This window comes from Citrobacter cronae, assembly GCF_016893685.1.
Lineage (GTDB): Bacteria > Pseudomonadota > Gammaproteobacteria > Enterobacterales > Enterobacteriaceae > Citrobacter > Citrobacter werkmanii.
On sequence record NZ_CP069763.1, the window covers coordinates 4331461 to 4352487 of the forward strand.

General features: G+C 52.4%; 25 protein-coding genes. 21 read left to right on the top strand and 4 right to left on the bottom strand.

What is annotated here, in order from left to right; all coding sequences use genetic code 11:
- Nucleotides 1–143: 143 nt before the first annotated feature.
- Entirely contained in the window at nucleotides 144–1055 is a 912-nt protein-coding gene (gene pocR, locus JSN25_RS18935) for a transcriptional regulator PocR (protein WP_006683984.1), read from the bottom strand.
- Between the two features lie 203 nt (nucleotides 1056–1258).
- Nucleotides 1259–2068 (bottom strand): propanediol diffusion facilitator PduF, encoded by an 810-nt coding sequence (gene pduF, locus JSN25_RS18940; RefSeq protein ID WP_087855993.1) that lies wholly within the window; start codon nucleotides 2066–2068, stop codon nucleotides 1259–1261.
- Nucleotides 2069–2592: 524 nt separating this feature from the next.
- Between pduF and pduA the strand changes: the two genes are divergently transcribed.
- The 21 genes from pduA to JSN25_RS19045 all read left to right on the top strand — a co-directional run bounded on the left by pduA (nucleotide 2593) and on the right by JSN25_RS19045 (nucleotide 19353).
- A complete protein-coding gene (gene pduA, locus JSN25_RS18945; RefSeq protein WP_003030255.1) occupies nucleotides 2593–2874 on the top strand; it encodes a propanediol utilization microcompartment protein PduA in 282 nt (93 codons plus the stop codon).
- Entirely contained in the window at nucleotides 2874–3686 is an 813-nt protein-coding gene (pduB, locus tag JSN25_RS18950; RefSeq protein ID WP_003030252.1) for a propanediol utilization microcompartment protein PduB, read from the top strand. The genes pduA and pduB overlap by 1 nt, the downstream gene beginning before the upstream one ends.
- A gap of 18 nt (nucleotides 3687–3704) precedes the next feature.
- Entirely contained in the window at nucleotides 3705–5369 is a 1665-nt protein-coding gene (pduC, locus tag JSN25_RS18955) for a propanediol dehydratase large subunit PduC (protein ID WP_038641668.1), read from the top strand.
- Nucleotides 5370–5379: 10 nt separating this feature from the next.
- Nucleotides 5380–6054, top strand: coding sequence for a propanediol dehydratase medium subunit PduD (gene pduD / locus JSN25_RS18960; RefSeq protein WP_038641670.1), 675 nt, complete (start codon nucleotides 5380–5382; stop codon nucleotides 6052–6054).
- A 14-nt stretch (nucleotides 6055–6068) separates the two neighbouring features.
- A complete protein-coding gene (pduE, locus tag JSN25_RS18965) occupies nucleotides 6069–6587 on the top strand; it encodes a propanediol dehydratase small subunit PduE (protein WP_016153529.1) in 519 nt (172 codons plus the stop codon).
- A 15-nt stretch (nucleotides 6588–6602) separates the two neighbouring features.
- Nucleotides 6603–8435: a diol dehydratase reactivase subunit alpha gene (locus JSN25_RS18970; protein WP_121529217.1), complete on the top strand. Its 1833-nt coding sequence runs from the start codon at nucleotides 6603–6605 to the stop codon at nucleotides 8433–8435.
- Nucleotides 8425–8775, top strand: coding sequence for a glycerol dehydratase reactivase beta/small subunit family protein (locus tag JSN25_RS18975; protein ID WP_038641675.1), 351 nt, complete (start codon nucleotides 8425–8427; stop codon nucleotides 8773–8775). The genes JSN25_RS18970 and JSN25_RS18975 overlap by 11 nt, the downstream gene beginning before the upstream one ends.
- Nucleotides 8776–8794: 19 nt before the next feature.
- Nucleotides 8795–9070, top strand: a complete 276-nt coding sequence (gene pduJ / locus JSN25_RS18980) for a propanediol utilization microcompartment protein PduJ (RefSeq protein ID WP_001057752.1) — start codon at nucleotides 8795–8797, stop codon at nucleotides 9068–9070.
- 24 nt (nucleotides 9071–9094) lie between these two features.
- Nucleotides 9095–9559, top strand: coding sequence for a BMC domain-containing protein (locus JSN25_RS18985; RefSeq protein ID WP_199978629.1), 465 nt, complete (start codon nucleotides 9095–9097; stop codon nucleotides 9557–9559).
- Entirely contained in the window at nucleotides 9559–10191 is a 633-nt protein-coding gene (locus JSN25_RS18990) for a phosphate propanoyltransferase (protein WP_038641680.1), read from the top strand. The genes JSN25_RS18985 and JSN25_RS18990 overlap by 1 nt, the downstream gene beginning before the upstream one ends.
- Complete coding sequence (gene pduM / locus JSN25_RS18995) at nucleotides 10188–10679, top strand: microcompartment protein PduM (RefSeq protein ID WP_038641683.1); 492 nt, start codon at nucleotides 10188–10190, stop codon at nucleotides 10677–10679. Before JSN25_RS18990 ends, pduM begins: the two co-directional genes overlap by 4 nt.
- A gap of 3 nt (nucleotides 10680–10682) precedes the next feature.
- A complete protein-coding gene (locus JSN25_RS19000; protein WP_038641685.1) occupies nucleotides 10683–10958 on the top strand; it encodes a EutN/CcmL family microcompartment protein in 276 nt (91 codons plus the stop codon).
- A gap of 8 nt (nucleotides 10959–10966) precedes the next feature.
- The gene (gene pduO, locus JSN25_RS19005; RefSeq protein WP_204525242.1) at nucleotides 10967–11974 is read left to right on the top strand and encodes a cob(I)yrinic acid a,c-diamide adenosyltransferase; all 1008 of its coding nucleotides are present in this window, start codon (nucleotides 10967–10969) and stop codon (nucleotides 11972–11974) included.
- Nucleotides 11971–13356 carry an aldehyde dehydrogenase family protein gene (gene pduP / locus JSN25_RS19010; protein WP_204525243.1) on the top strand — a complete coding sequence of 462 codons (1386 nt, stop codon included), beginning with the start codon at nucleotides 11971–11973 and terminating at the stop codon, nucleotides 13354–13356. Before pduO ends, pduP begins: the two co-directional genes overlap by 4 nt.
- A 10-nt stretch (nucleotides 13357–13366) precedes the next feature.
- The gene (locus JSN25_RS19015; protein ID WP_069323533.1) at nucleotides 13367–14479 is read left to right on the top strand and encodes a 1-propanol dehydrogenase PduQ; all 1113 of its coding nucleotides are present in this window, start codon (nucleotides 13367–13369) and stop codon (nucleotides 14477–14479) included.
- A complete protein-coding gene (gene pduS / locus JSN25_RS19020; protein WP_204525244.1) occupies nucleotides 14476–15831 on the top strand; it encodes a cobalamin reductase PduS in 1356 nt (451 codons plus the stop codon). Before JSN25_RS19015 ends, pduS begins: the two co-directional genes overlap by 4 nt.
- A gap of 2 nt (nucleotides 15832–15833) precedes the next feature.
- A complete protein-coding gene (gene pduT / locus JSN25_RS19025; RefSeq protein WP_003030201.1) occupies nucleotides 15834–16388 on the top strand; it encodes a propanediol utilization microcompartment protein PduT in 555 nt (184 codons plus the stop codon).
- The gene (gene pduU, locus JSN25_RS19030; RefSeq protein WP_032939586.1) at nucleotides 16388–16738 is read left to right on the top strand and encodes a propanediol utilization microcompartment protein PduU; all 351 of its coding nucleotides are present in this window, start codon (nucleotides 16388–16390) and stop codon (nucleotides 16736–16738) included. Before pduT ends, pduU begins: the two co-directional genes overlap by 1 nt.
- Nucleotides 16739–16742: 4 nt before the next feature.
- Nucleotides 16743–17195, top strand: coding sequence for a EutP/PduV family microcompartment system protein (gene pduV, locus JSN25_RS19035; protein ID WP_061381983.1), 453 nt, complete (start codon nucleotides 16743–16745; stop codon nucleotides 17193–17195).
- Nucleotides 17180–18394: an acetate/propionate family kinase gene (locus JSN25_RS19040; protein ID WP_204525245.1), complete on the top strand. Its 1215-nt coding sequence runs from the start codon at nucleotides 17180–17182 to the stop codon at nucleotides 18392–18394. The genes pduV and JSN25_RS19040 overlap by 16 nt, the downstream gene beginning before the upstream one ends.
- 92 nt (nucleotides 18395–18486) lie before the next feature.
- A complete protein-coding gene (locus tag JSN25_RS19045; RefSeq protein WP_085047966.1) occupies nucleotides 18487–19353 on the top strand; it encodes a GHMP family kinase ATP-binding protein in 867 nt (288 codons plus the stop codon).
- Nucleotides 19354–19392: 39 nt separating this feature from the next.
- Here JSN25_RS19045 and JSN25_RS19050 read toward each other — a convergent pair whose 3' ends face one another.
- Both JSN25_RS19050 and JSN25_RS19055 read right to left on the bottom strand, forming a co-directional pair.
- Entirely contained in the window at nucleotides 19393–19728 is a 336-nt protein-coding gene (locus JSN25_RS19050; RefSeq protein WP_032939582.1) for a DUF496 family protein, read from the bottom strand.
- Nucleotides 19729–19966: 238 nt separating this feature from the next.
- The gene (locus JSN25_RS19055) at nucleotides 19967–21025 is read right to left on the bottom strand and encodes an FUSC family protein (protein ID WP_038641701.1); all 1059 of its coding nucleotides are present in this window, start codon (nucleotides 21023–21025) and stop codon (nucleotides 19967–19969) included.
- Nucleotides 21026–21027: the final 2 nt, after the last annotated feature.

The window sequence follows — 21027 nt, forward strand, 5'->3', positions numbered from 1 at the left end:
ATAAAAACTGGTGCAGTTTATCCCTCTAATACTATTATTTTGTTGCGCTATGACAATTTATTGACTGCTGTTGTTACTTTTCATTTTATAATTACTGACATAGCGCCCGATATCAAAAATCGGCAATAGCAAAATATTGCTATTTAAGCGGACTCACCGCGTGAAATGACATTTATTTGCTGGCGAAATGCCTGCGGCGTAACCTGATACGTCTGGCGGAATACTTTGCAGAAATAACTGGTTTGTGAAAAGCCTAAATTACGCGCAATGCTGGCTATGCTCCAGTCACTATGACAGAGTAACTCTTTGGCACTCGCCATTCGCTGTTGATTTACCCAGGCGTTAAACCCGATACCCTGATATTTTTTGAACAATTTACTGAAATAGTAAGGGCTAAGGTAAACATGAGACGCAACATCTTCCAGGCGTAACTCATCTGACAAATGCGCATCAATATAGCGCAGCGCTTTTTTCATTTTGCTGTCGTGAGGATTCGGCGTTCGGTTGGCGCGTACTGGCTCTGCCTGCTGCGGGTTGTCTTTGATAACCACAAAATTTAGTTGTTTTTTAAGGCAATTTTCCACGATGAGCTTTAGCAGATCCGCCGAGGCGATAACGCGCGAATAGTCCATCTCCGGCACATTACGAAATTCACTGAGCAGTTCGGGATCGGCTTGCCAGCGGTCATCGACGTTCAGGATATCCACCAGGCCGACATCGTTACTTAAACGCACCTGACCACACAATACGAACCCAACCAGGTGACCCGCAATTACCAGCGGAATTGAGAAGTCGGTAAGCCCCGCGTGGCAGCGATAGATGCAGGGTTGATCGGATTTTGAAGCTTCCAGCCCGCCACAGCGATCGCTCATACGACAACGGGTACTGTGCTGAGGATGCTGGCGCATCAACTGACAAAAAGGGGTGAAATTAAAAAGCTCAGAAATTTCATCACCGTGAATATTGACAACCACAACAGCCAGACTGGTGGCCTGCGCAAAATCCTGTGCGATTTTATTAATGAGTTCTGAGTTCAGGGCACTCGCAGAAATCATGATAAAACCTCTCAGTTAATTTATTGTTATAAATAAAACATACTATTTACACATCCAGTTTCATCTCGCTTTCCTGGGCGCTGATGAAAGTCATCATCGAACATAACAAAAGTCTCCCATTGTGGGGAGACTTTTTCAGCGGTTCAGGAAACCGGATCACGAAAACAGTTTTTACGCTTTAAAAATAAACATCTTCCGTGAAGCTAGCTCTCATTTTCCTCCAGTTTACACGTATTACACGGTAAATTTTTGCCAATAAAATAACGATAAATTGCTGCGCCCGCGCACGCACCGATGATGGGGGCCACAATCGGTACGATGAAATAAGGGATATCACGCCCGCCAGTCATCGCCACATCTCCCCACCCGGCCATCCATGCAAATAATTTTGGACCGAAATCACGTGCCGGGTTCATCGCAAATCCGGTGAGCGGCCCGGTAGATGCACCGAGAACAGCCACCAGAATGCCAATCAATAAAGGCGCCAATGGCCCTCTGGGGACGCCATTACCGTCATCGGTAAGTGCCATGATCATGCCCATCAGAATGGAAGTGATCACTACTTCAACCAGCGCAGCCTGCCAGACGCTGAGCGCCGCCGCTGGATAAGTACTAAAAATACTGGCCAATTGCAGGCTTTCAAGGCTGCCGCGTACCATTTGATGGGCAGACTCATATTCGGTAAATAGACTTCCGTACAGCAGATAGGCTAGCAACGCGCCGCCAAAGGCACCCGCAACCTGCGCTACGGTGTATGGCACAACTTTGCGCCCCGGAAAACAGGCAAATAACCACAGGGCGATGGTGATTGCGGGATTGAGATGCGCGCCAGAAATCCCCGCTGTCAGGTAAACGGCAAGCGAGATCCCCAACCCCCATATGATGCAGATCTCCCATAATCCCAAACTGGCGCCCGCGACTTTAAGTGCGCTCAGGCATCCGATGCCAAAAAACAAAAACAGCCCGGTACCCAAAAACTCAGCAATGCATTGCGCTTTTAGTGAATCGTTCATTGTGACACCTTCTAAGCAGAGTTCGTGTCTTTACCAGCGGACTCCTTGCTGGTACGTAGAATACTTCAAGGCTTACTATAAAAAGCCGTATCGGCAAAATGTTGGCAATCTGAAGGCGGCATGCCCCTCAAAATCGTGCTGAGATAGCAAATTCTTGCTATCACTTTTATTAAAACAGGTGAGAACACAGGGAAATCCACTATTAGTGGTACATTTGTGAAACGATAAAATATTGCTATTGGCAGAATTATGTTTTCAGACAATCATCACATTTTCATTTTTCCGCATAGCAAATGCCATTTTTAATGTCACTAACAAAAGTGTAAATATGGAATTAACATAACTAAATATTCATATTATGAAAATAAAAAATAACCATTAAAAACAAAAAGATAAAATAAAACACAGCAATTTTATATCACCATAACCTCACTATTTTTTCATTCATACTTTCAACTCAGCCATTCTTTTTCCTCGCTTCTTTTTATAGTCATGAATATCGGGACAACCCAGGCGAGGTCTTTATGCAACAAGAAGCGTTAGGAATGGTAGAAACCAAAGGCTTAACTGCAGCCATAGAGGCCGCAGATGCAATGGTGAAATCAGCCAATGTAATGCTGGTCGGCTACGAAAAAATTGGTTCGGGGCTGGTAACCGTTATTGTCCGCGGCGATGTCGGCGCAGTCAAAGCAGCAACAGATGCCGGCGCCGCCGCAGCCCGTAATGTGGGAGAAGTGAAAGCCGTACACGTTATCCCGCGCCCTCACACCGATGTAGAAAAAATCTTACCGAAGGGAATTAGCTAATGAGCAGCAATGAGCTGGTTGAACAGATCATGGCGCAGGTGATTGCTCGCGTGGCAACCCCAGAACAGCAGGCTATCCCTGAAAATAATCACCCAACACGAGAAACGGCTATGGCAGAGAAAAGCTGCAGTTTAACGGAGTTTGTCGGTACCGCGATTGGCGACACCGTCGGTCTGGTAATCGCCAACGTAGACAGCGCCTTACTGGACGCGATGAAACTTGAAAAACGTTATCGCTCCATTGGCATCCTTGGCGCCCGTACTGGCGCGGGTCCGCACATTATGGCCGCCGATGAAGCGGTAAAAGCAACAAATACGGAAGTCGTCAGTATTGAATTACCACGAGATACCAAAGGCGGCGCGGGCCACGGCTCGCTGATTATCCTCGGCGGCAACGATGTTTCCGACGTGAAACGCGGAATTGAGGTTGCGCTGAAAGAGCTGGATCGCACCTTTGGCGATGTTTATGCCAACGAAGCCGGTCACATCGAGATGCAATACACCGCCCGCGCCAGCTACGCGCTGGAAAAAGCCTTTGGCGCGCCGATTGGCCGTGCCTGTGGCGTGATTGTCGGCGCGCCAGCCTCCGTGGGTGTCCTGATGGCTGATACTGCGCTGAAATCCGCCAATGTAGAAGTTGTAGCCTACAGCTCCCCGGCCCATGGCACCAGCTTCAGCAACGAAGCCATTCTGGTCATCTCTGGTGATTCCGGCGCCGTTCGTCAGGCTGTTATCTCCGCCCGTGAAATCGGTAAAACCGTACTCGGGACCCTCGGCTCAGAGCCGAAAAACGATCGTCCGTCCTATATCTGATATCAGTGAGGCTGATTCATGAGATCGAAAAGATTTGAAGCACTAGCGAAACGCCCTGTGAATCAGGATGGTTTCGTTAAGGAGTGGATCGAAGAAGGCTTCATTGCGATGGAAAGCCCGAACGACCCTAAACCATCGATTAAAATCGTCAACGGTACTGTGACTGAACTGGACGGCAAATCCGCCAGTGAATTTGACTTAATTGACCATTTCATTGCCCGCTACGGCATTAACCTGGCGCGCGCTGAAGAAGTCATGGCAATGGACTCGGTTAAACTGGCCAATATGCTTTGCGACCCTAACGTGAAACGCAAAGACATCGTGCCGCTGACCACCGCCATGACACCAGCAAAAATTGTCGAAGTGGTGTCCCATATGAACGTCGTCGAGATGATGATGGCCATGCAGAAAATGCGCGCTCGTCGAACTCCGTCTCAACAGGCGCACGTCACTAACGTCAAAGATAACCCGGTACAGATTGCCGCTGACGCTGCAGAAGGCGCATGGCGCGGATTTGACGAACAGGAAACGACCGTTGCCGTCGCACGCTACGCGCCATTTAACGCCATTGCCTTGTTAGTCGGTTCACAGGTTGGACGCCCTGGCGTGTTAACTCAGTGCTCTCTGGAAGAAGCAACCGAACTTAAGCTCGGCATGCTGGGCCACACATGCTACGCGGAAACTATCTCCGTCTATGGTACAGAACCCGTCTTTACCGACGGCGACGACACACCATGGTCGAAAGGCTTCCTTGCCTCTTCCTACGCCTCTCGCGGCCTGAAAATGCGCTTTACTTCCGGCTCTGGCTCTGAAGTACAGATGGGTTATGCCGAAGGTAAATCGATGCTTTATCTGGAAGCCCGCTGCATTTACATCACCAAAGCCGCTGGCGTGCAGGGTTTACAAAACGGCTCAGTAAGCTGCATCGGCGTACCTTCTGCCGTGCCGTCCGGTATTCGTGCGGTTCTGGCCGAAAACCTGATCTGTTCTTCTCTGGATCTGGAATGCGCCTCCAGCAACGACCAGACCTTTACCCACTCGGATATGCGTCGTACCGCGCGTCTGCTGATGCAGTTCCTGCCAGGTACTGACTTCATCTCTTCCGGTTATTCCGCGGTGCCGAACTACGACAACATGTTCGCCGGTTCCAACGAAGATGCTGAAGACTTTGACGACTACAACGTTATCCAGCGCGACCTGAAAGTGGACGGCGGCCTGCGTCCGGTTCGAGAAGAAGATGTTATCGCCATTCGTAACAAAGCGGCCCGCGCGCTGCAGGCTGTGTTTGCCGGGATGGGATTACCGCCAATCACTGATGAAGAAGTGGAAGCTGCGACTTACGCTCACGGATCGAAAGATATGCCAGAGCGCAACATCGTTGAAGACATCAAATTTGCACAAGAGATCATCAGTAAAAATCGCAACGGTCTTGAAGTGGTAAAAGCGCTTGCTCAGGGCGGGTTTACCGATGTTGCGCAGGACATGCTCAACATCCAGAAAGCCAAGTTAACCGGGGATTATCTGCATACCTCCGCCATTATCGTTGGCGACGGACAGGTGCTATCCGCAGTAAATGACGTCAATGACTATGCCGGTCCGGCAACAGGTTATCGCCTGCAAGGCGAACGCTGGGAAGAGATTAAAAACATCCCTGGCGCACTTGATCCCAACGAACTTGGCTAAGGGGTGAAAAATGGAAATTAATGAAAAGCTGCTGCGCCAGATAATTGAAGACGTGCTGTCTGAAATGCAGACCAGCGACAAACCCGTCTCATTCCACGCATCGACAGCGGCAAGCGCGCCGCAGGCCGCAGCGGTACAGAGCGACAGTTTTCTGACCGAGATTGGCGAAGCTAAACAAGGTCAGCAGCAAGACGAAGTGATTATTGCCGTAGGTCCAGCGTTCGGGCTCTCACAAACCGTCAATATCGTCGGGATCCCGCATAAGAATATCTTGCGCGAAGTGATTGCCGGGATTGAAGAGGAAGGCATTAAAGCACGCGTTATCCGCTGCTTTAAATCCTCTGATGTCGCGTTTGTCGCCGTGGAAGGCAACCGTCTGAGCGGTTCCGGGATCTCTATCGGCATCCAGTCAAAAGGCACCACGGTTATCCACCAGCAGGGATTACCGCCGCTTTCTAATCTGGAACTGTTCCCTCAGGCGCCGCTTCTGACGCTGGAAACCTATCGTCAGATCGGTAAAAACGCCGCGCGTTATGCCAAGCGTGAATCTCCGCAACCGGTCCCTACTCTGAATGACCAGATGGCTCGACCTAAGTACCAGGCGAAATCGGCCATTCTGCACATTAAAGAGACCAAATATGTCGTGACGGGCAAAAACCCGCAGGAACTGCGCGTGGCGCTTTGATAAAGGATAACTCCATGAATACCGACGCAATTGAATCGATGGTTCGGGATGTGCTGAGCCGGATGAACAGCCTGCAAGGCGAGTCCGCTACTCCGGTTGCGGCAAGTTCATCAGCACATACCGCGAAAGTCACGGATTACCCTCTCGCGAATAAACATCCTGAGTGGGTAAAAACCGCGACCAATAAAACCCTGGATGACTTCACGCTCGAAAATGTTCTGAGCAACAAGGTGACGGCACAGGACATGCGCATCACGCCTGAAACGCTGCGCCTGCAGGCGGAAATCGCCAAAGATGCCGGGCGTGACAGACTGGCGATGAACTTTGAGCGCGCCGCAGAGCTAACCGCTGTACCTGACGATCGCATCCTGGAGATCTATAACGCGCTACGCCCGTATCGCTCGACTAAAGATGAGCTGATGGCTATCGCTGACGATCTCGAAAATCGTTATCAGGCAAAGATCTGTGCGGCTTTCGTTCGTGAAGCGGCAGCGCTGTATGTTGAGCGTAAAAAACTCAAAGGCGACGACTAACTCAGGGACAGGATCATGCGATATCTAGCTGGCATTGACATAGGTAACTCATCAACGGAAGTCGCTCTGGCTACCCTGGATGAGTCTGGCGCGCTGTGTATTACCAACAGCGCCCTGGCAGAAACCACCGGGATAAAAGGCACATTGCGTAATGTGTTTGGCATTCAGGAGGCACTTACGCTGGCAGCAAAAAACGCCGGCATCAATGTCAGCGATATTTCGCTCATCCGTATTAACGAAGCCACTCCGGTCATTGGCGACGTGGCGATGGAAACAATCACCGAAACCATCATCACTGAATCCACCATGATCGGCCATAACCCTAAAACGCCGGGCGGTGTCGGGCTGGGTGTTGGCATTACTATTACGCCGGAAGAGCTGCTCAGCCGTCCGGCGGATACACCTTATATTCTGGTGGTGTCATCGGCATTTGATTTCGCCGATGTCGCCACGATGATTAATGCCTCGGTACGCGCCGGATACCAGTTAACTGGCGTAATTTTGCAGCAAGACGATGGCGTGTTAGTCAGCAATCGTCTGACTCACCCCCTGCCCATCGTGGATGAAGTGCTTCATATCGACCGTATCCCATTGGGTATGTTAGCTGCTATTGAGGTCGCGGTTCCCGGAAAGGTCATTGAAACGCTTTCTAACCCCTACGGGATTGCAACTGTCTTTGGTCTCAATGCCGACGAGACTAAAAACATTGTCCCGATGGCGCGCGCGCTGATCGGCAACCGCTCTGCCGTGGTGGTGAAAACGCCGTCAGGCGATGTGAAAGCACGAGCCATTCCCGCCGGGAATCTGGAGCTACAGTCACAAGGGCGTACCGTACGCGTCGACGTTGCAGCAGGCGCTGACGCGATTATGAAAGCCGTTGGCGAGTGCCCGAAACTGGATAACGTTACCGGCGAAGCGGGGACCAATATTGGCGGCATGCTGGAACATGTACGCCAGACAATGGCTGAATTAACCAACAAACCCAGTCAGGAAATCTTTATTCAGGATCTACTGGCGGTTGATACCTCGGTTCCCGTCAGCGTGACCGGTGGACTTGCCGGTGAGTTTTCGCTGGAACAGGCTGTCGGTATTGCCTCAATGGTGAAATCAGATCGCCTGCAAATGGCAATGATTGCCCAGGAGATCACGCAAAAGCTCAACATTGATGTCCAGGTTGGCGGGGCTGAAGCCGAAGCGGCCATTCTCGGGGCCTTAACCACTCCGGGTACGACGCGACCACTGGCTATTCTGGATCTCGGTGCGGGATCGACCGACGCCTCCATCATCAACCCGAAAGGCGAAATTATTGCCACACACCTGGCGGGCGCGGGCGATATGGTCACGATGATTATTGCCCGTGAACTGGGGCTGGATGACCGTTATCTGGCCGAAGAGATCAAAAAGTACCCGCTGGCGAAAGTTGAGAGCTTGTTCCATCTTCGCCACGAAGATGGCAGCGTTCAGTTCTTCCCTGAGCCTCTTCCGCCAACGGTTTTTGCCCGCGTGTGCGTAGTAAAACCTGATGAGCTGGTGCCCCTGCCAGGCGAACTGGCGCTGGAGAAAGTACGGGCCATTCGCCGCAGCGCCAAGGAGCGCGTTTTTGTCACCAACGCGCTCAGAGCGTTACGTCAGGTGAGTCCGACCGGGAACATTCGGGATATTCCCTTTGTGGTGCTGGTTGGCGGCTCGTCCCTGGATTTCGAAGTACCGCAACTTGTAACCGATGCGCTGGCGCATTATCGCCTGGTTGCCGGGCGCGGCAACATTCGTGGCACCGAGGGTCCGCGCAATGCGGTCGCGACCGGGCTGATTCTCTCCTGGCACAAGGCGTTCGCTCATGGAAAGTAATCTCAACACGCCCGCTATCGTTATCTTCACCACCGGTGACTGTGCTGACACCTGGAACGACGTGCTGCTGGGTATTGAAGAAGAAGGGATCCCGTTTGTGATTCAGGAGAACCATTCAGCCGACGTTATCCACAACGCATGGCTCGCGGCATGCCAGTCGCCGCTGCTGGTTGGCATTGGCTGCAGTCGCGAAAAACTGGTCGTGCACTACAAAAATCTACCCGCGTCAGCGCCGCTTTTTACGCTGATGTATCAACAAGATAACCACGCTCGTCGCAGCATCGGTAATAACGCTGCGCGGCTGGTTAAAGGCATTCCATTCCGGGAATGTCACTCATAACCCACAGGAGACAAGCAGTATGAATAACGCACTGGGACTGGTTGAAACAAAAGGGCTTGTCGGCGCTATTGAAGCCGCTGATGCCATGGTGAAATCCGCAAACGTGCAGTTGGTCGGTTACGAAAAAATCGGCTCAGGCCTGATCACCGTTATGGTCCGTGGTGATGTCGGTGCGGTGAAAGCCGCAGTAGATGCAGGAAGCGCAGCTGCAAGCGCCGTTGGCGAGGTGAAATCCTGCCACGTTATCCCGCGTCCGCACAGCGACGTTGAAGCCATTTTACCTAAATCCGCATAAGTCGTTGCAACCAAGGAGCACAGCGTGAAGCAATCACTGGGATTACTCGAAGTTAGTGGTCTGGCATTAGCCATCAGTTGCGCGGACGTCATGGCGAAAGCCGCCTCCATCACGCTGGTGGGCCTCGAAAAAACCAACGGTTCAGGCTGGACGGTGATCAAGATAATCGGGGATGTGGCCTCCGTGCAGGCGGCCATTTCTACCGGTGTCAGTTTCGCGGACCAACGCGATGGGCTGGTGGCTCACAAAGTCATTTCCAGACCAGGGGACGGAATCCTGTCACATAGCGTGACACCGGACCCCGAGCCAACACCCGCCCCCATCCAGGTCGAGCCGCAAGAAGAGATGTTGGTGGACAGCACTGCGTCCGAAGCGCCGCAAAATGCGGAGTTGATTAGCTGCAATCTGTGCCTTGACCCAGCCTGTACCCGCCAGAAAGGTGAGCCTCGATCTCTTTGTCTGCACTCTGGCAAACGAGGTAAAGCGTGATGGATAAACAGCAACTCAAGTCAACGGTCGCCAAAGTTCTGGATGAAATGCGCGAGCGCCCTATTCCGCTGGGGATCTCTAATCGTCATATTCATCTTTGTACTGAAGATTACGTCCGTTTGTTTCCCAATCAGCCTATCAGCAAGAAAAAAGGGCTATTGCAGCCCGGACAATACGCTGCAGAGCAGACCGTCACGCTGGTTGGACCTAAAGGACAGTTAAAAAATGTGCGTTTACTCGGCCCGCTACGAAGCGCCAGTCAGGTTGAAATTTCACGTACCGATGCCCGTACGCTAGGTATTGCTGCCCCGCTGCGTATGTCGGGCAATATCCAGGGCACGCCGGGTATTCGCCTTGTCAGTCCATTTGCTGAACTGGACTTAACATCCGGCGTTATCGTTGCTCAACGGCATATCCATATGTCGCCGCTCGATGCCCTGATTCTGCGGGTTTCCCATGGTGACAAAGTCTCGGTCGCCATTAATGGCGATGAACGCCGGCTGATTTTCGATAACGTCGCCGTACGCGTTTCGCCGGATATGCGCCTTGAGATGCATATTGATACCGACGAAGCCAATGCCGCAGGGGCGGATAATCCGCAGGCATTCGCCACACTGGTGACTTCACAATGAACAACGAACTGCTGCAACGCATTATCGAGGAGGTTGTTTCCCGATTAAAAAAACGCGCGGCAAGCACGATCTCCCTCAGCGTCGCGCAGTTACGGGAAGTAGACCCACGGATACTATGCTGCCAATACTCGTCACTGCACATTTTGCAGGCTGACCTGCTCCTGCTGGAGCAAATTGTCGAAAGCAGCCCTGCCAATATGTCGGTAGTCACGATCCACGAAGCGCTGGCATGCGGAGTCCGCGTGAAAATTTCTCTACATCACCAATTGTTACCCGCAGTACCCGTGAAAAAACTCGCGCGTCTGCCGCTGGAGTTTGGTGACGAACTGGGGCGAGCGATCGTTCTGCATCCTGAAAAACTTCTCAGTTACGCCGACGTCGCCCAATTGCACGATGCGGTTCTAGTGCTACGCCGTCGATGTGTCGTCACTGCGCTGGCTCAGGAAACTGTCAGTACGCGAAATGTCCAATTAATTAAGCAGGAGTGAGCTATGCATCTGGCACGGGTTACAGGCGTTGTTGTCTCCACGCAAAAGTCCCCTTCACTGGTGGGGAAAAAGCTGTTGCTGGTACGTCGGGTGAGTGTTGACGGAGAGCTGCCAGCCTCCCCGACGACCGGGGACGAAGTCGCCGTTGATTCTGTCGGCGCAGGAACCGGAGAACTGGTTTTACTCAGCAGCGGCTCCAGTGCCCGGCACGTTTTCTCCGGCCCAAATGAGGCCATCGATCTGGCTATTGTCGGCATTGTCGACACGCTTTCTCGTTAGGAGGAACTATGGCGATTTATACCCGCACTGGCGATGCCGGCACAACGGCCCTCTTTACCGGGCAACGCGTAAGCAAAACGCATCCGCGCGTCGAGGCTTACGGGACGCTGGACGAACTCAATGCGGCGCTTAGCCTGTGCGTTTGCGCGGCGAAAAGCCCACAGCACCGCCAGTTACTTGAAAACATTCAACTGCAGCTTTTTTGGTTCAGCGCCGAACTCGCCAGCGAGAGCGAACAACCAAACCCAGAGCAGCGCTACATCAGTTCAGAAGAAATTGCAGCGCTGGAAACCGCCATCGATACCGCGATGGGGAGAGTACCGTCGCTGCGCAGCTTTATTTTACCGGGCCGCAGCGAAGCGGCCAGCCGTCTGCATTTTGCCCGTACGCTGGCTCGCCGCGCAGAGAGGCGACTGGTGGAGCTTTCTGCCGATATCGCCGTCAGACATGTGCTGATGCGTTACATCAATCGTCTGTCCGACTGCTTATATGCGCTCGCACGGGCAGAAGATCATGACGCCCATCAAAACGACATTATTCAGAAAGTGGCTGAGCGTTATCTCGCCGCCATCCGTACATCAGCCACAAAGGAGCCGACTATGTCTCTGTCTTTTCAGGAGCTCCACCAACTGACTCGCGCTGCGGTGACGAGAGCAGAAGAACTTCAGGTTCCGGTCGTCATCAGCATTGTTGATGCGAACGGGACCCAAACGGTGACCTGGCGTATGCCTGACGCATTGCTCGTCAGTAGCGAACTGGCACCCAAAAAAGCCTGGACCGCCGTGGCGATGAAAACCGCCACGCATGAATTAACGTCAGCGGTGCAACCAGGCGCGGCGCTTTACGGTCTGGAAAGCCATATGCAGGGAAAAGTCGTCACTTTTGGTGGCGGATACGCATTATGGCGAGAGGGTCTACTCCTTGGGGGTCTTGGCATCAGCGGGGGAAGCGTTGACCAGGATATGGACATTGCAGAAACGGCCATTGCAGCGATTAACGTGAGAACACATCAATGAATACTTCAGAACTTGAAACCCTCATCCGTAACATTTTGAGTGAACAACTCGCCCCGGCAAAAACAGAAACCAAAGGAAACGGAATTTTTCCGTCCGTGGGTGAAGCTATCGAAGCCGCGCATCAGGCTTTTTTACGTTACCAGCAATCGCCATTAAAAACCCGCAGCGCCATCATTCACGCCCTGCGAGAAGAACTGACCCCTCATCTTGCTTCCCTGGCCGCTGAGAGCGCAGCTGAAACAGGAATGGGCAACAAAGAGGATAAATTCCTCAAGAATAAAGCTGCGCTGGACAATACTCCAGGGATCGAAGATCTCACCACCACGGCACTGACCGGTGATGGCGGCATGGTGTTATTCGAGTATTCACCGTTTGGCGTGATTGGCTCCGTCGCCCCCAGTACCAACCCGACGGAAACCATAATTAACAACAGCATCAGTATGCTGGCTGCGGGGAACAGCGTTTATTTTAGCCCGCATCCGGGCGCTAAAGTGGTCTCACTGAAACTGATTGCCATGATTGAGGATATTGTTTTCCGCTGCTGCGGGATCCGTAATCTTGTCGTCACGGTCACAGAACCCACTTTTGAGGCTACCCAGCAGATGATGGCACACCCTAAAATCGCAGTTCTGGCGATTACCGGTGGCCCAGGCATTGTTGCTATGGGTATGAAAAGCGGGAAAAAAGTCATTGGCGCAGGCGCAGGCAACCCTCCCTGTATTGTCGATGAAACAGCCGATCTGGTTAAGGCGGCGGAAGATATCATCAACGGCGCATCTTTTGATTACAACCTCCCCTGCATTGCTGAGAAGAGCCTGATTGTTGTTAGTGCCGTTGCCGAACGCCTGGTTCAACAAATGCAGTCTTTTGGCGCACTGCTTCTCACGAGCGAAGAGGTAGACAAACTGCGGGCAGTCTGTTTGCCCGAAGGCATGGCCAATAAAAAACTGGTAGGAAAAAGCCCGGCCACCTTACTGGAAGCCGCAGGAATACCTGTTCCGGCAAAAGCGCCTCGATTACTGATAGGTATCGTCAAGGCTGACGACCCGTGGGTTACCAGCGAGCAGTTGATGCCAATGCTCCCCGTCGTCACGGTGAGCGATTTTGACAGTGCGTTAACGTTGGCTCTGAAAGTTGAAGAGGGATTGCATCACACCGCCATTATGCATTCACAGAATGTGTCGCGTTTGAATCTTGCCGCACGCACGCTTCAGACCTCCATTTTTGTGAAAAATGGCCCCTCTTACGCCGGGATTGGCGTGGGTGGTGAAGGCTTTACCACTTTCACAATTGCGACGCCGACCGGTGAAGGAACAACATCGGCACGTACTTTCGCACGTTCTCGTCGTTGCGTGCTGACAAACGGTTTTTCTATTCGCTAATGGGGCCGTTATGAAAAGCTTTTCACTGCAAACTCGATTATTCAGCGGTCAGGGAAGCCTGGATGTGCTCAAGCGTTTCACGAATAAGCATATCTGGATTATCTGCGATGGTTTTCTGGCGCGTTCTCCTGTGATTGAAAAGCTGCGCAACACGCTTCCTGCGGATAATCGCATCAGCATTTTCAGCGATATTACCCCCGACCCAACCATTAGCACGGTGGTGCAAGGGATTGCGCAAATGCAGTCCCTGCGACCGGATGTTGTCATTGGTTTTGGCGGAGGCTCAGCGCTGGATGCCGCGAAAGCCATCGTTTGGTTCAGCCGACAGTTCGGTATTGAAATCGAAACCTGTGTTGCTATTCCCACCACCAGCGGCACAGGCTCGGAAGTGACCAGCGCCTGCGTGATTAGCGATCCGGATAAAGGCATTAAATATCCCTTGTTTGATAATGCGCTTTACCCGGATATGGCCATCCTCGATCCAACGCTGGTTGTCAGCGTACCTCCTGCCATCACCGCGAATACCGGCATGGACGTCCTGACGCATGCGCTGGAGGCTTACGTGTCCACGAAGGCCAGCGACTTTACCGACGCGCTGGCGGAAAAAGCGGCACAAATCGTCTTCCAGTACCTTCCCGTCGCCGTCAGCAAAGGCGAGTGTCTGGCAACCAGGGGGAAAATGCACAACGCGTCAACGCTCGCAGGAATGGCATTTAGCCAGGCGGGGTTGGGTATAAACCATGCGATTGCCCATCAGTTGGGCGGCCAGTTTCATCTGCCCCACGGACTTGCCAATGCACTGCTGCTGACCCCTGTTATTCATTTTAATGCCCGCGATCCCAGGGCCGCGAAGCGCTATGCCCGTTTCGCTAAAGCCTGCCATTTATGCCCGGATAACGCGAACGATACGGCTGCGCTGAATGCGCTCATTCATCACATTGAGCTTCTCAAAAAACAGTGTGCGTTACCTTCTTTCGTTGACGCACTCAAAGACGGAAAGCAAAACTGGTCACAGCGTATACCGTCGATGGTTCAGGCCGCGCTGGCTGATGTCACGCTGCAAACCAATCCTCGTGTTGCCGACGCCAGTGCCATGCAGGAACTGCTTGAGGAATTATTATGAATACAGCCATGACGGCAGAGTCCACGCTTTATGATGCGCAGACGATACGCGAACGCGTTCGGGCTGCTGGCGTTGTTGGAGCCGGCGGTGCAGGCTTTCCTGCGCACGTAAAATTACAGGCGCAGGTCGATACATTTCTGGTGAATGCCGCCGAATGTGAACCGATGTTAAAAGTTGACCAGCAATTGATGAGCGTCCAGGCAGGTCGACTTATTCGCGGCGTTAAATATGCCATGACGGCTACCGGAGCCAGTGCCGGTATTATTGCGCTCAAAGAAAAATACCAGAAGGCTATCAATGCGTTAGCTCCTCTGCTACCTGCCGATATCCGGTTACACATTTTACCTGATGTCTACCCGGCCGGTGACGAGGTGCTGACCATCTGGATGGCAACAGGCCGGAGGGTCCCACCTGCCGCACTGCCGGTCAGCGTCGGCGTGGTGGTTAATAACGTCCAGACCGTGCTCAACATCGCCAGAGCGGTTGAACAGCAATATCCCGTTACCCGTCGTACGTTGACCGTCAACGGCGCAGTAGCCAAACCCATCACACTCACTGTCCCTATCGGGATGTCACTTCGCGAGGTGCTGGCGCTGGCGGGAGGCGCAACCGTTGACGATCCAGGATTTATTAATGGCGGCCCGATGATGGGCGGTCTTATTACCTCCCTGGATACCCCCGTCAGCAAGACCACCGGTGGGTTGCTGGTTTTACCAAAATCTCATGCGCTGATTCAGCGGCGAATGCAGGATGAACGCACCGTGCTTTCCGTCGCAAAAACCGTATGCGAGCAGTGCCGTTTGTGTACGGATTTGTGCCCAAGGCACTTAATCGGCCATGAATTATCACCACATCTGCTGGTTCGCGCGGTTAATTATCAGCAGGCGGCCACACCACAGCTGCTGCTCACGGCCCTGACCTGTTCAGAATGCAATGTCTGTGAAAGCGCTGCCTGTCCGGTTGGAATATCGCCGATGCGAATCAACCGCATGCTTAAACGCGAACTACGGGCGCTCAACCATCGTTATGAAGGGCCGCTAAATCCTGAGGATGAAATGGCGAAGTACCGGTTGATCCCGGTTAAGCGCCTTATTACCAAACTGGGTCTTAGCGACTGGTATCACGATGCGCCACTGGCTGAGACTGATTTTTCCACCGATGAAACGACGCTGTTGCTACGCCAGCATATTGGCGCCAGCGCCATCCCATGTGTGCAGCAAGGCGATCGCGTTGTTCGCGGTCAATGCGTTGCCGATGTGCCGACGGGCGCATTAGGTGCGACTGTCCACGCCAGTATTGACGGTATTGTCAGCGAAATCACTGAGCAATCCATCACGGTAATAAGAGGTTAATCATGTCTCAGGCTATAGGGATCTTAGAACTCACCAGCATTGCCAAAGGAATGGAAGCTGGCGATGCCATGTTAAAAAGCGCGAATGTGAATTTACTGGTCAGCAAGACCATCTGCCCGGGAAAATTCCTGCTCATGCTCGGTGGTGACGTAGGCGCAGTACAACAGGCGATAGCCACTGGTACATCTCTTGCTGGCGATATGCTCGTCGACAGTCTGGTACTGCCTAATATTCATGCCAGCGTACTCCCGGCAATCAGCGGGTTAAATAGCGTGGATAAGCGTCAGGCCGTCGGGATTGTTGAAACATGGAGCGTGGCGGCTTGTATCTGTGCTGCGGATCGCGCTGTTAAAGCTTCCAACGTCACACTGGTACGCGTGCACATGGCATTTGGTATTGGCGGCAAGTGCTACATGGTTGTCGCTGGCGATGTATCCGATGTGAATAACGCAGTAACGGTTGCCAGTGAAAGCGCGGGTGAAAAAGGCCTGTTGGTTTATCGCTCCGTTATACCTCGCCCGCATGAAAGCATGTGGCGGCAGATGGTGGAGGGATAATGGAAAGACAGCCCACCACGGATCGTATGATCCAGGAATATGTTCCTGGCAAGCAGGTCACACTGGCGCATCTTATCGCCAATCCCGGAAAAGATTTGTTCAAGAAACTGGGATTACAGGATTCAGTATCCGCAATCGGGATTTTGACGATTACCCCCAGCGAAGCCTCAATTATCGCCTGCGATATCGCCACGAAATCCGGAGCGGTAGAGATTGGTTTTCTCGACCGATTTACCGGCGCAGTGGTACTGACGGGCGACGTCTCCGCCGTTGAGTACGCGCTGAAACAGGTAACCCGAACGCTGGGCGAAATGATGCGTTTTACCGCTTGCCCCATCACCCGGACGTAATCTCATGAAACGCATCATGCTAATCGGACCCAGCCAGTGCGGAAAAACGTCGCTCACACAATGCATGCGGGGAGAAGCGCTTCACTATCAGAAGACCCAGGCCATAGTCTGGTCGCCCACAGCGATAGATACACCGGGCGAATATCTTGAAAACCGCTGTCTGTATAGTGCGCTGCTGGCCAGCTCCTGTGAAGCAGACATCATCGCGCTGGTCCTCAATGCTGACGCGCCGTGGTCGCCATTTTCTCCCGGTTTCACCGGCCCAATGAACCGACCCGTCATTGGCCTCGTCACTAAAGCCGATTTAGCCAATCCGCAGCGCATTTCCCTCGTTGAGAGCTGGTTAGTCGAGGCTGGCGCGCAAAAAGTGTTTGTCACCAGTGCGCTGGAGAATACAGGTGTCGATGAGATGTTCATTTTTCTGAATGCAAAGGAACTTTCATGTCTCACAAAATAATGGCCATTAATGCGGGGAGTTCCTCGCTCAAGTTTCAGCTTCTGGCGATGCCACAAGGTGAAATGATTTGTCAGGGGTTGATCGAGCGTATTGGTATGTCTGATGCGCAGGTCACCCTTAAAACGCCTGCGCAAAAATGGCAGGAAACATTGCCCGTAGCCGATCATCGTGAAGCAGTGACGCTGCTCCTGGAAAAACTGCTCAACCACAATATTATCAGCAGTCTGCAGGAGATCGACGGCGTGGGGCATCGCGTCGCACACGGCGGGGAATCTTTTAAAGATTCCGCACTGGTAACCGATGAAACGCTGGCGGAAATTGATCGCCTTGCGGAACTGGCCCCGCTACATAACCCGGTAAATGCGTTGGGAATTGCAGTATTTCGCCAGCTATTACCCGAAACGCCGGCCGTGGCGGTTTTTGACACCGCTTTTCATCAGACGCTTGACGAGCCTTCTTTCATTTATCCCCTGCCCTGGCGTTACTATTCAGAGCTGGGTATTCGTCGTTACGGATTTCATGGCACCAGCCACAAATATGTCAGCGCCCAGCTTGCTGAAAAGTTAGGGGTGCCCCTCAGCGCCCTGCGCGTCGTTTGTTGTCATCTTGGCAACGGCAGCAGCATCTGCGCCATCAAAGGTGGTCAATCAGTTAATACCTCTATGGGGTTTACGCCACAGTCTGGCGTGATGATGGGCACGCGAAGTGGCGATATTGATCCGTCTATTTTGCCGTGGATTGCCCTGCGCGAAGGCAAGACACCGCAGCAGCTCAACCAATTGCTCAATAATGAATCCGGCTTACTCGGCGTTTCTGGGATCTCACCTGACTATCGCGACGTTGAACATGCCGCAGATACGGGCAATCATCAGGCTGCGCTGGCGTTAACGCTTTTTGCCGAGCGAATTCGCGCCACCATTGGTAGCTATATTATGCAGATGGGCGGTCTGGATGCGCTGGTGTTTACCGGAGGCATAGGAGAAAACTCAGCGCGGGCGCGAGCGGCGATTTGTCACAATCTGAATTTCCTGGGACTGGCCGTCGATGAAGAAAAAAATCAGCGAAACGCCACCTTTATTCAGACAGAAAATTCGCTGGTCAAAGTGGCGGTGATCAATACCAACGAAGAGCTGATGATAGCGCAGGACGTTATGCGTTTAGCGATAGCGGAAACTGTGACGTTGGGCATTCCAGCTTAATCCTGCCGCACTGCAAATTGCGGCAAATCATGGTAATAGCGCGATCGCCATGACACTATGCGCCGAGGATTGCTGATCACAAAGGTGAATACGTGGCTATTGCGCAATGTCCCGCATCATGCGGAGAACTTATCCAGGGCTGGATTCTGGGCAGTGAGAAATTAGTCTCCTGCCCGGTCGAATGGTATAGCACCGTTGAGGTCACTTCAGGCTCACCGCTGGCAGAGGAACGTCCACTTTCACGGGCGATGGTTAATCGGCTATTGCAGCACTGGCAATACCCGCCGCAGATGAGTGAGGATATCCGAATTGATGTCCAGTCAACTATTCCTATCGCTAAAGGAATGGCCAGCAGCACTGCAGATATTGCCGCCACTGCTGTCGCCACGGCACATCACCTGGGCCATCACCTGGATGAATCTACGCTGGCGCAACTTTGCGTTTCGCTGGAGCCTACCGACAGCACCGTTTTTCGTAAGCTTACCCTTTTCGATCATAACGACGCCTCCACGCAAATTGCCTGCGAAGCCCAGCCTCAACTCGATCTGCTGGTTCTCGAAAGCCCGGAAACATTGCGCACTGCTGATTATCACCGTATTCCGCGTCATTCCGGGTTACAGGCAGGTGCTCCGGCCCTCAAACGAGCATGGGAAAAGGTACAAGAAGCTTGTATTAGCCAAAATCCTTACCGGATGGGCGAAGCTGCCACGCTAAGCGCAACCGCCAGCCAGTTGCTGTTACCGAAACCAGATTTTGATTCGCTATTAGCGCTGGTAGAGGAATGTGATTTATACGGCGTTAACGTTGCGCACAGCGGCAGCGTTGTCGGCCTGATGCTGGACAGAACGCGTCATGATGTGGATTACATAAAATGGATGCTGACACAGAAAAAACTGACGGTTCACTGGCCGGAACAGCATTTATTGCGAATGGTCGCAGGCGGAGTTGAACTGCAATAAGGGTCGCCGCACAGCAGCGACCCGGACAAGCATAAATCGTTACTCAGCTTTGGCTTCGCCGTTTTTCAGTTCACCCATGGCTTTCAGCTTCTTAGAAATATCGCGGCGCTCTTTTGAGATCTCAGCATTTTTGATGATGTAATCATCAACGCGATCTTCGTAATCGCTTTTCATGCTAGCGATAATGCCCTGAATCGCTTCCACGCTCATGCCTGGCTTGATGTAATCGCTCAGGTTGTCCAACAGCAGGACACGTTTCTGGTTGTCACGGATCTTTTTCTCAACGTCCTGGATTTCACGTTGCAGTTTGTTTTTACGACGGAACAGACGAACAAATTCCAGCACGTCCTGGAAAGAAGGCTTGGTAGTTTCCATTTTTACACCCCTGATAATGTGAGATTCGGATTCGTTTAAACAACGGCTAAAGTGGGTCAACATTACTTTCATGCCCGCCATACTTCAAGTTGCATCTGCATCGACAATGCATGGTTGAAACCTGAATTATCGAGGGTAAAGCCATTGCAGTTACCAATGGTTTTAGCCTTTTTCAGTATCATACCTCTAATCGTTGCTGAATCGAAGCAGCAGTAAAACCAATCCCCTCATCTGCTCTTTATTTGCGCAGCGCGCGACAGATTAAATGAGAAAGTAACTCCAGCTGTCGCGCCATCTCCATATTCAACCAAACGTAGCCGTGAATAGGCGTTTCCGCGACATTATCGCCCTTATGCTCAGCGATAAGCTGACGCAGCTCCACCACGGTATCATTGAGCTTCTCCGTATTGGCAAGTACTGGCTGCGGATTACCTTCATACAATGCATGCGTTATCGTCAGTAGCGCCTGCTGCGTCCTGAGCTGGGTTTCACGCAAAGTATGCGCATTCAACATAACAAAGTGACTGGTACGGCTGGCCCAGAGCGCATTGATTTGCAACTCGAGCATGCAGACGAGGTTACGATTAACCGTCTGAATAGCTTCAAAAATGGATTTTTGAATGTGGGTTTCTTTACTGGCAGGGACGATGAGCCCGCGCATTTTGACAACCTCGCTCAACAGCTGTTGTAAATGCTTCTCCAGTCGCGGTTGTTCAAGCAGATTGGGGGAGAGCGCCGCCTGGTACACCCGATTGTACCCCGTGACGCAATGCGCCAGTTGAATACGCCAGTGTATAAATGCCCGTTGTGGCCACACGCCGGTAAACAGCATCGCCAGCAACGATCCAAGAATAACGTCGCCGCCACGCCATAACGCCGTATTCATATCCCCAGCGGGAGCACCCACTACAACGGCAAGCGTAATACCAATCAACAGCGCCTGATACGGTTTTTTGCCCAATGCCAGCCAACCGCAGAGAAACATCGCCACCGCGCACCATATCAGCATCAGCGGAAGCGAAAAAAGCTCCAGACGCAGGGCCACCAGCCCAAGCACCGATCCCAGGATCGTGCCGCCAATACGTTCAAAAGCTCTGGGAACAACGTTCCCCCAAAAAGAAATAGGCCCCATGATCACCACCAGCGTGATCAGAGGCCATGTACCTTCAGGAATGTTTAACAGGCGTACCAACAGAAAAGTGAGAATAAACGCAAGCGCAATGCGAATACCGTGCACTACACGATAATGACGATACAAACGAATTTCAAAAGGGCTCAGTGACTTATTGGCACGCACTC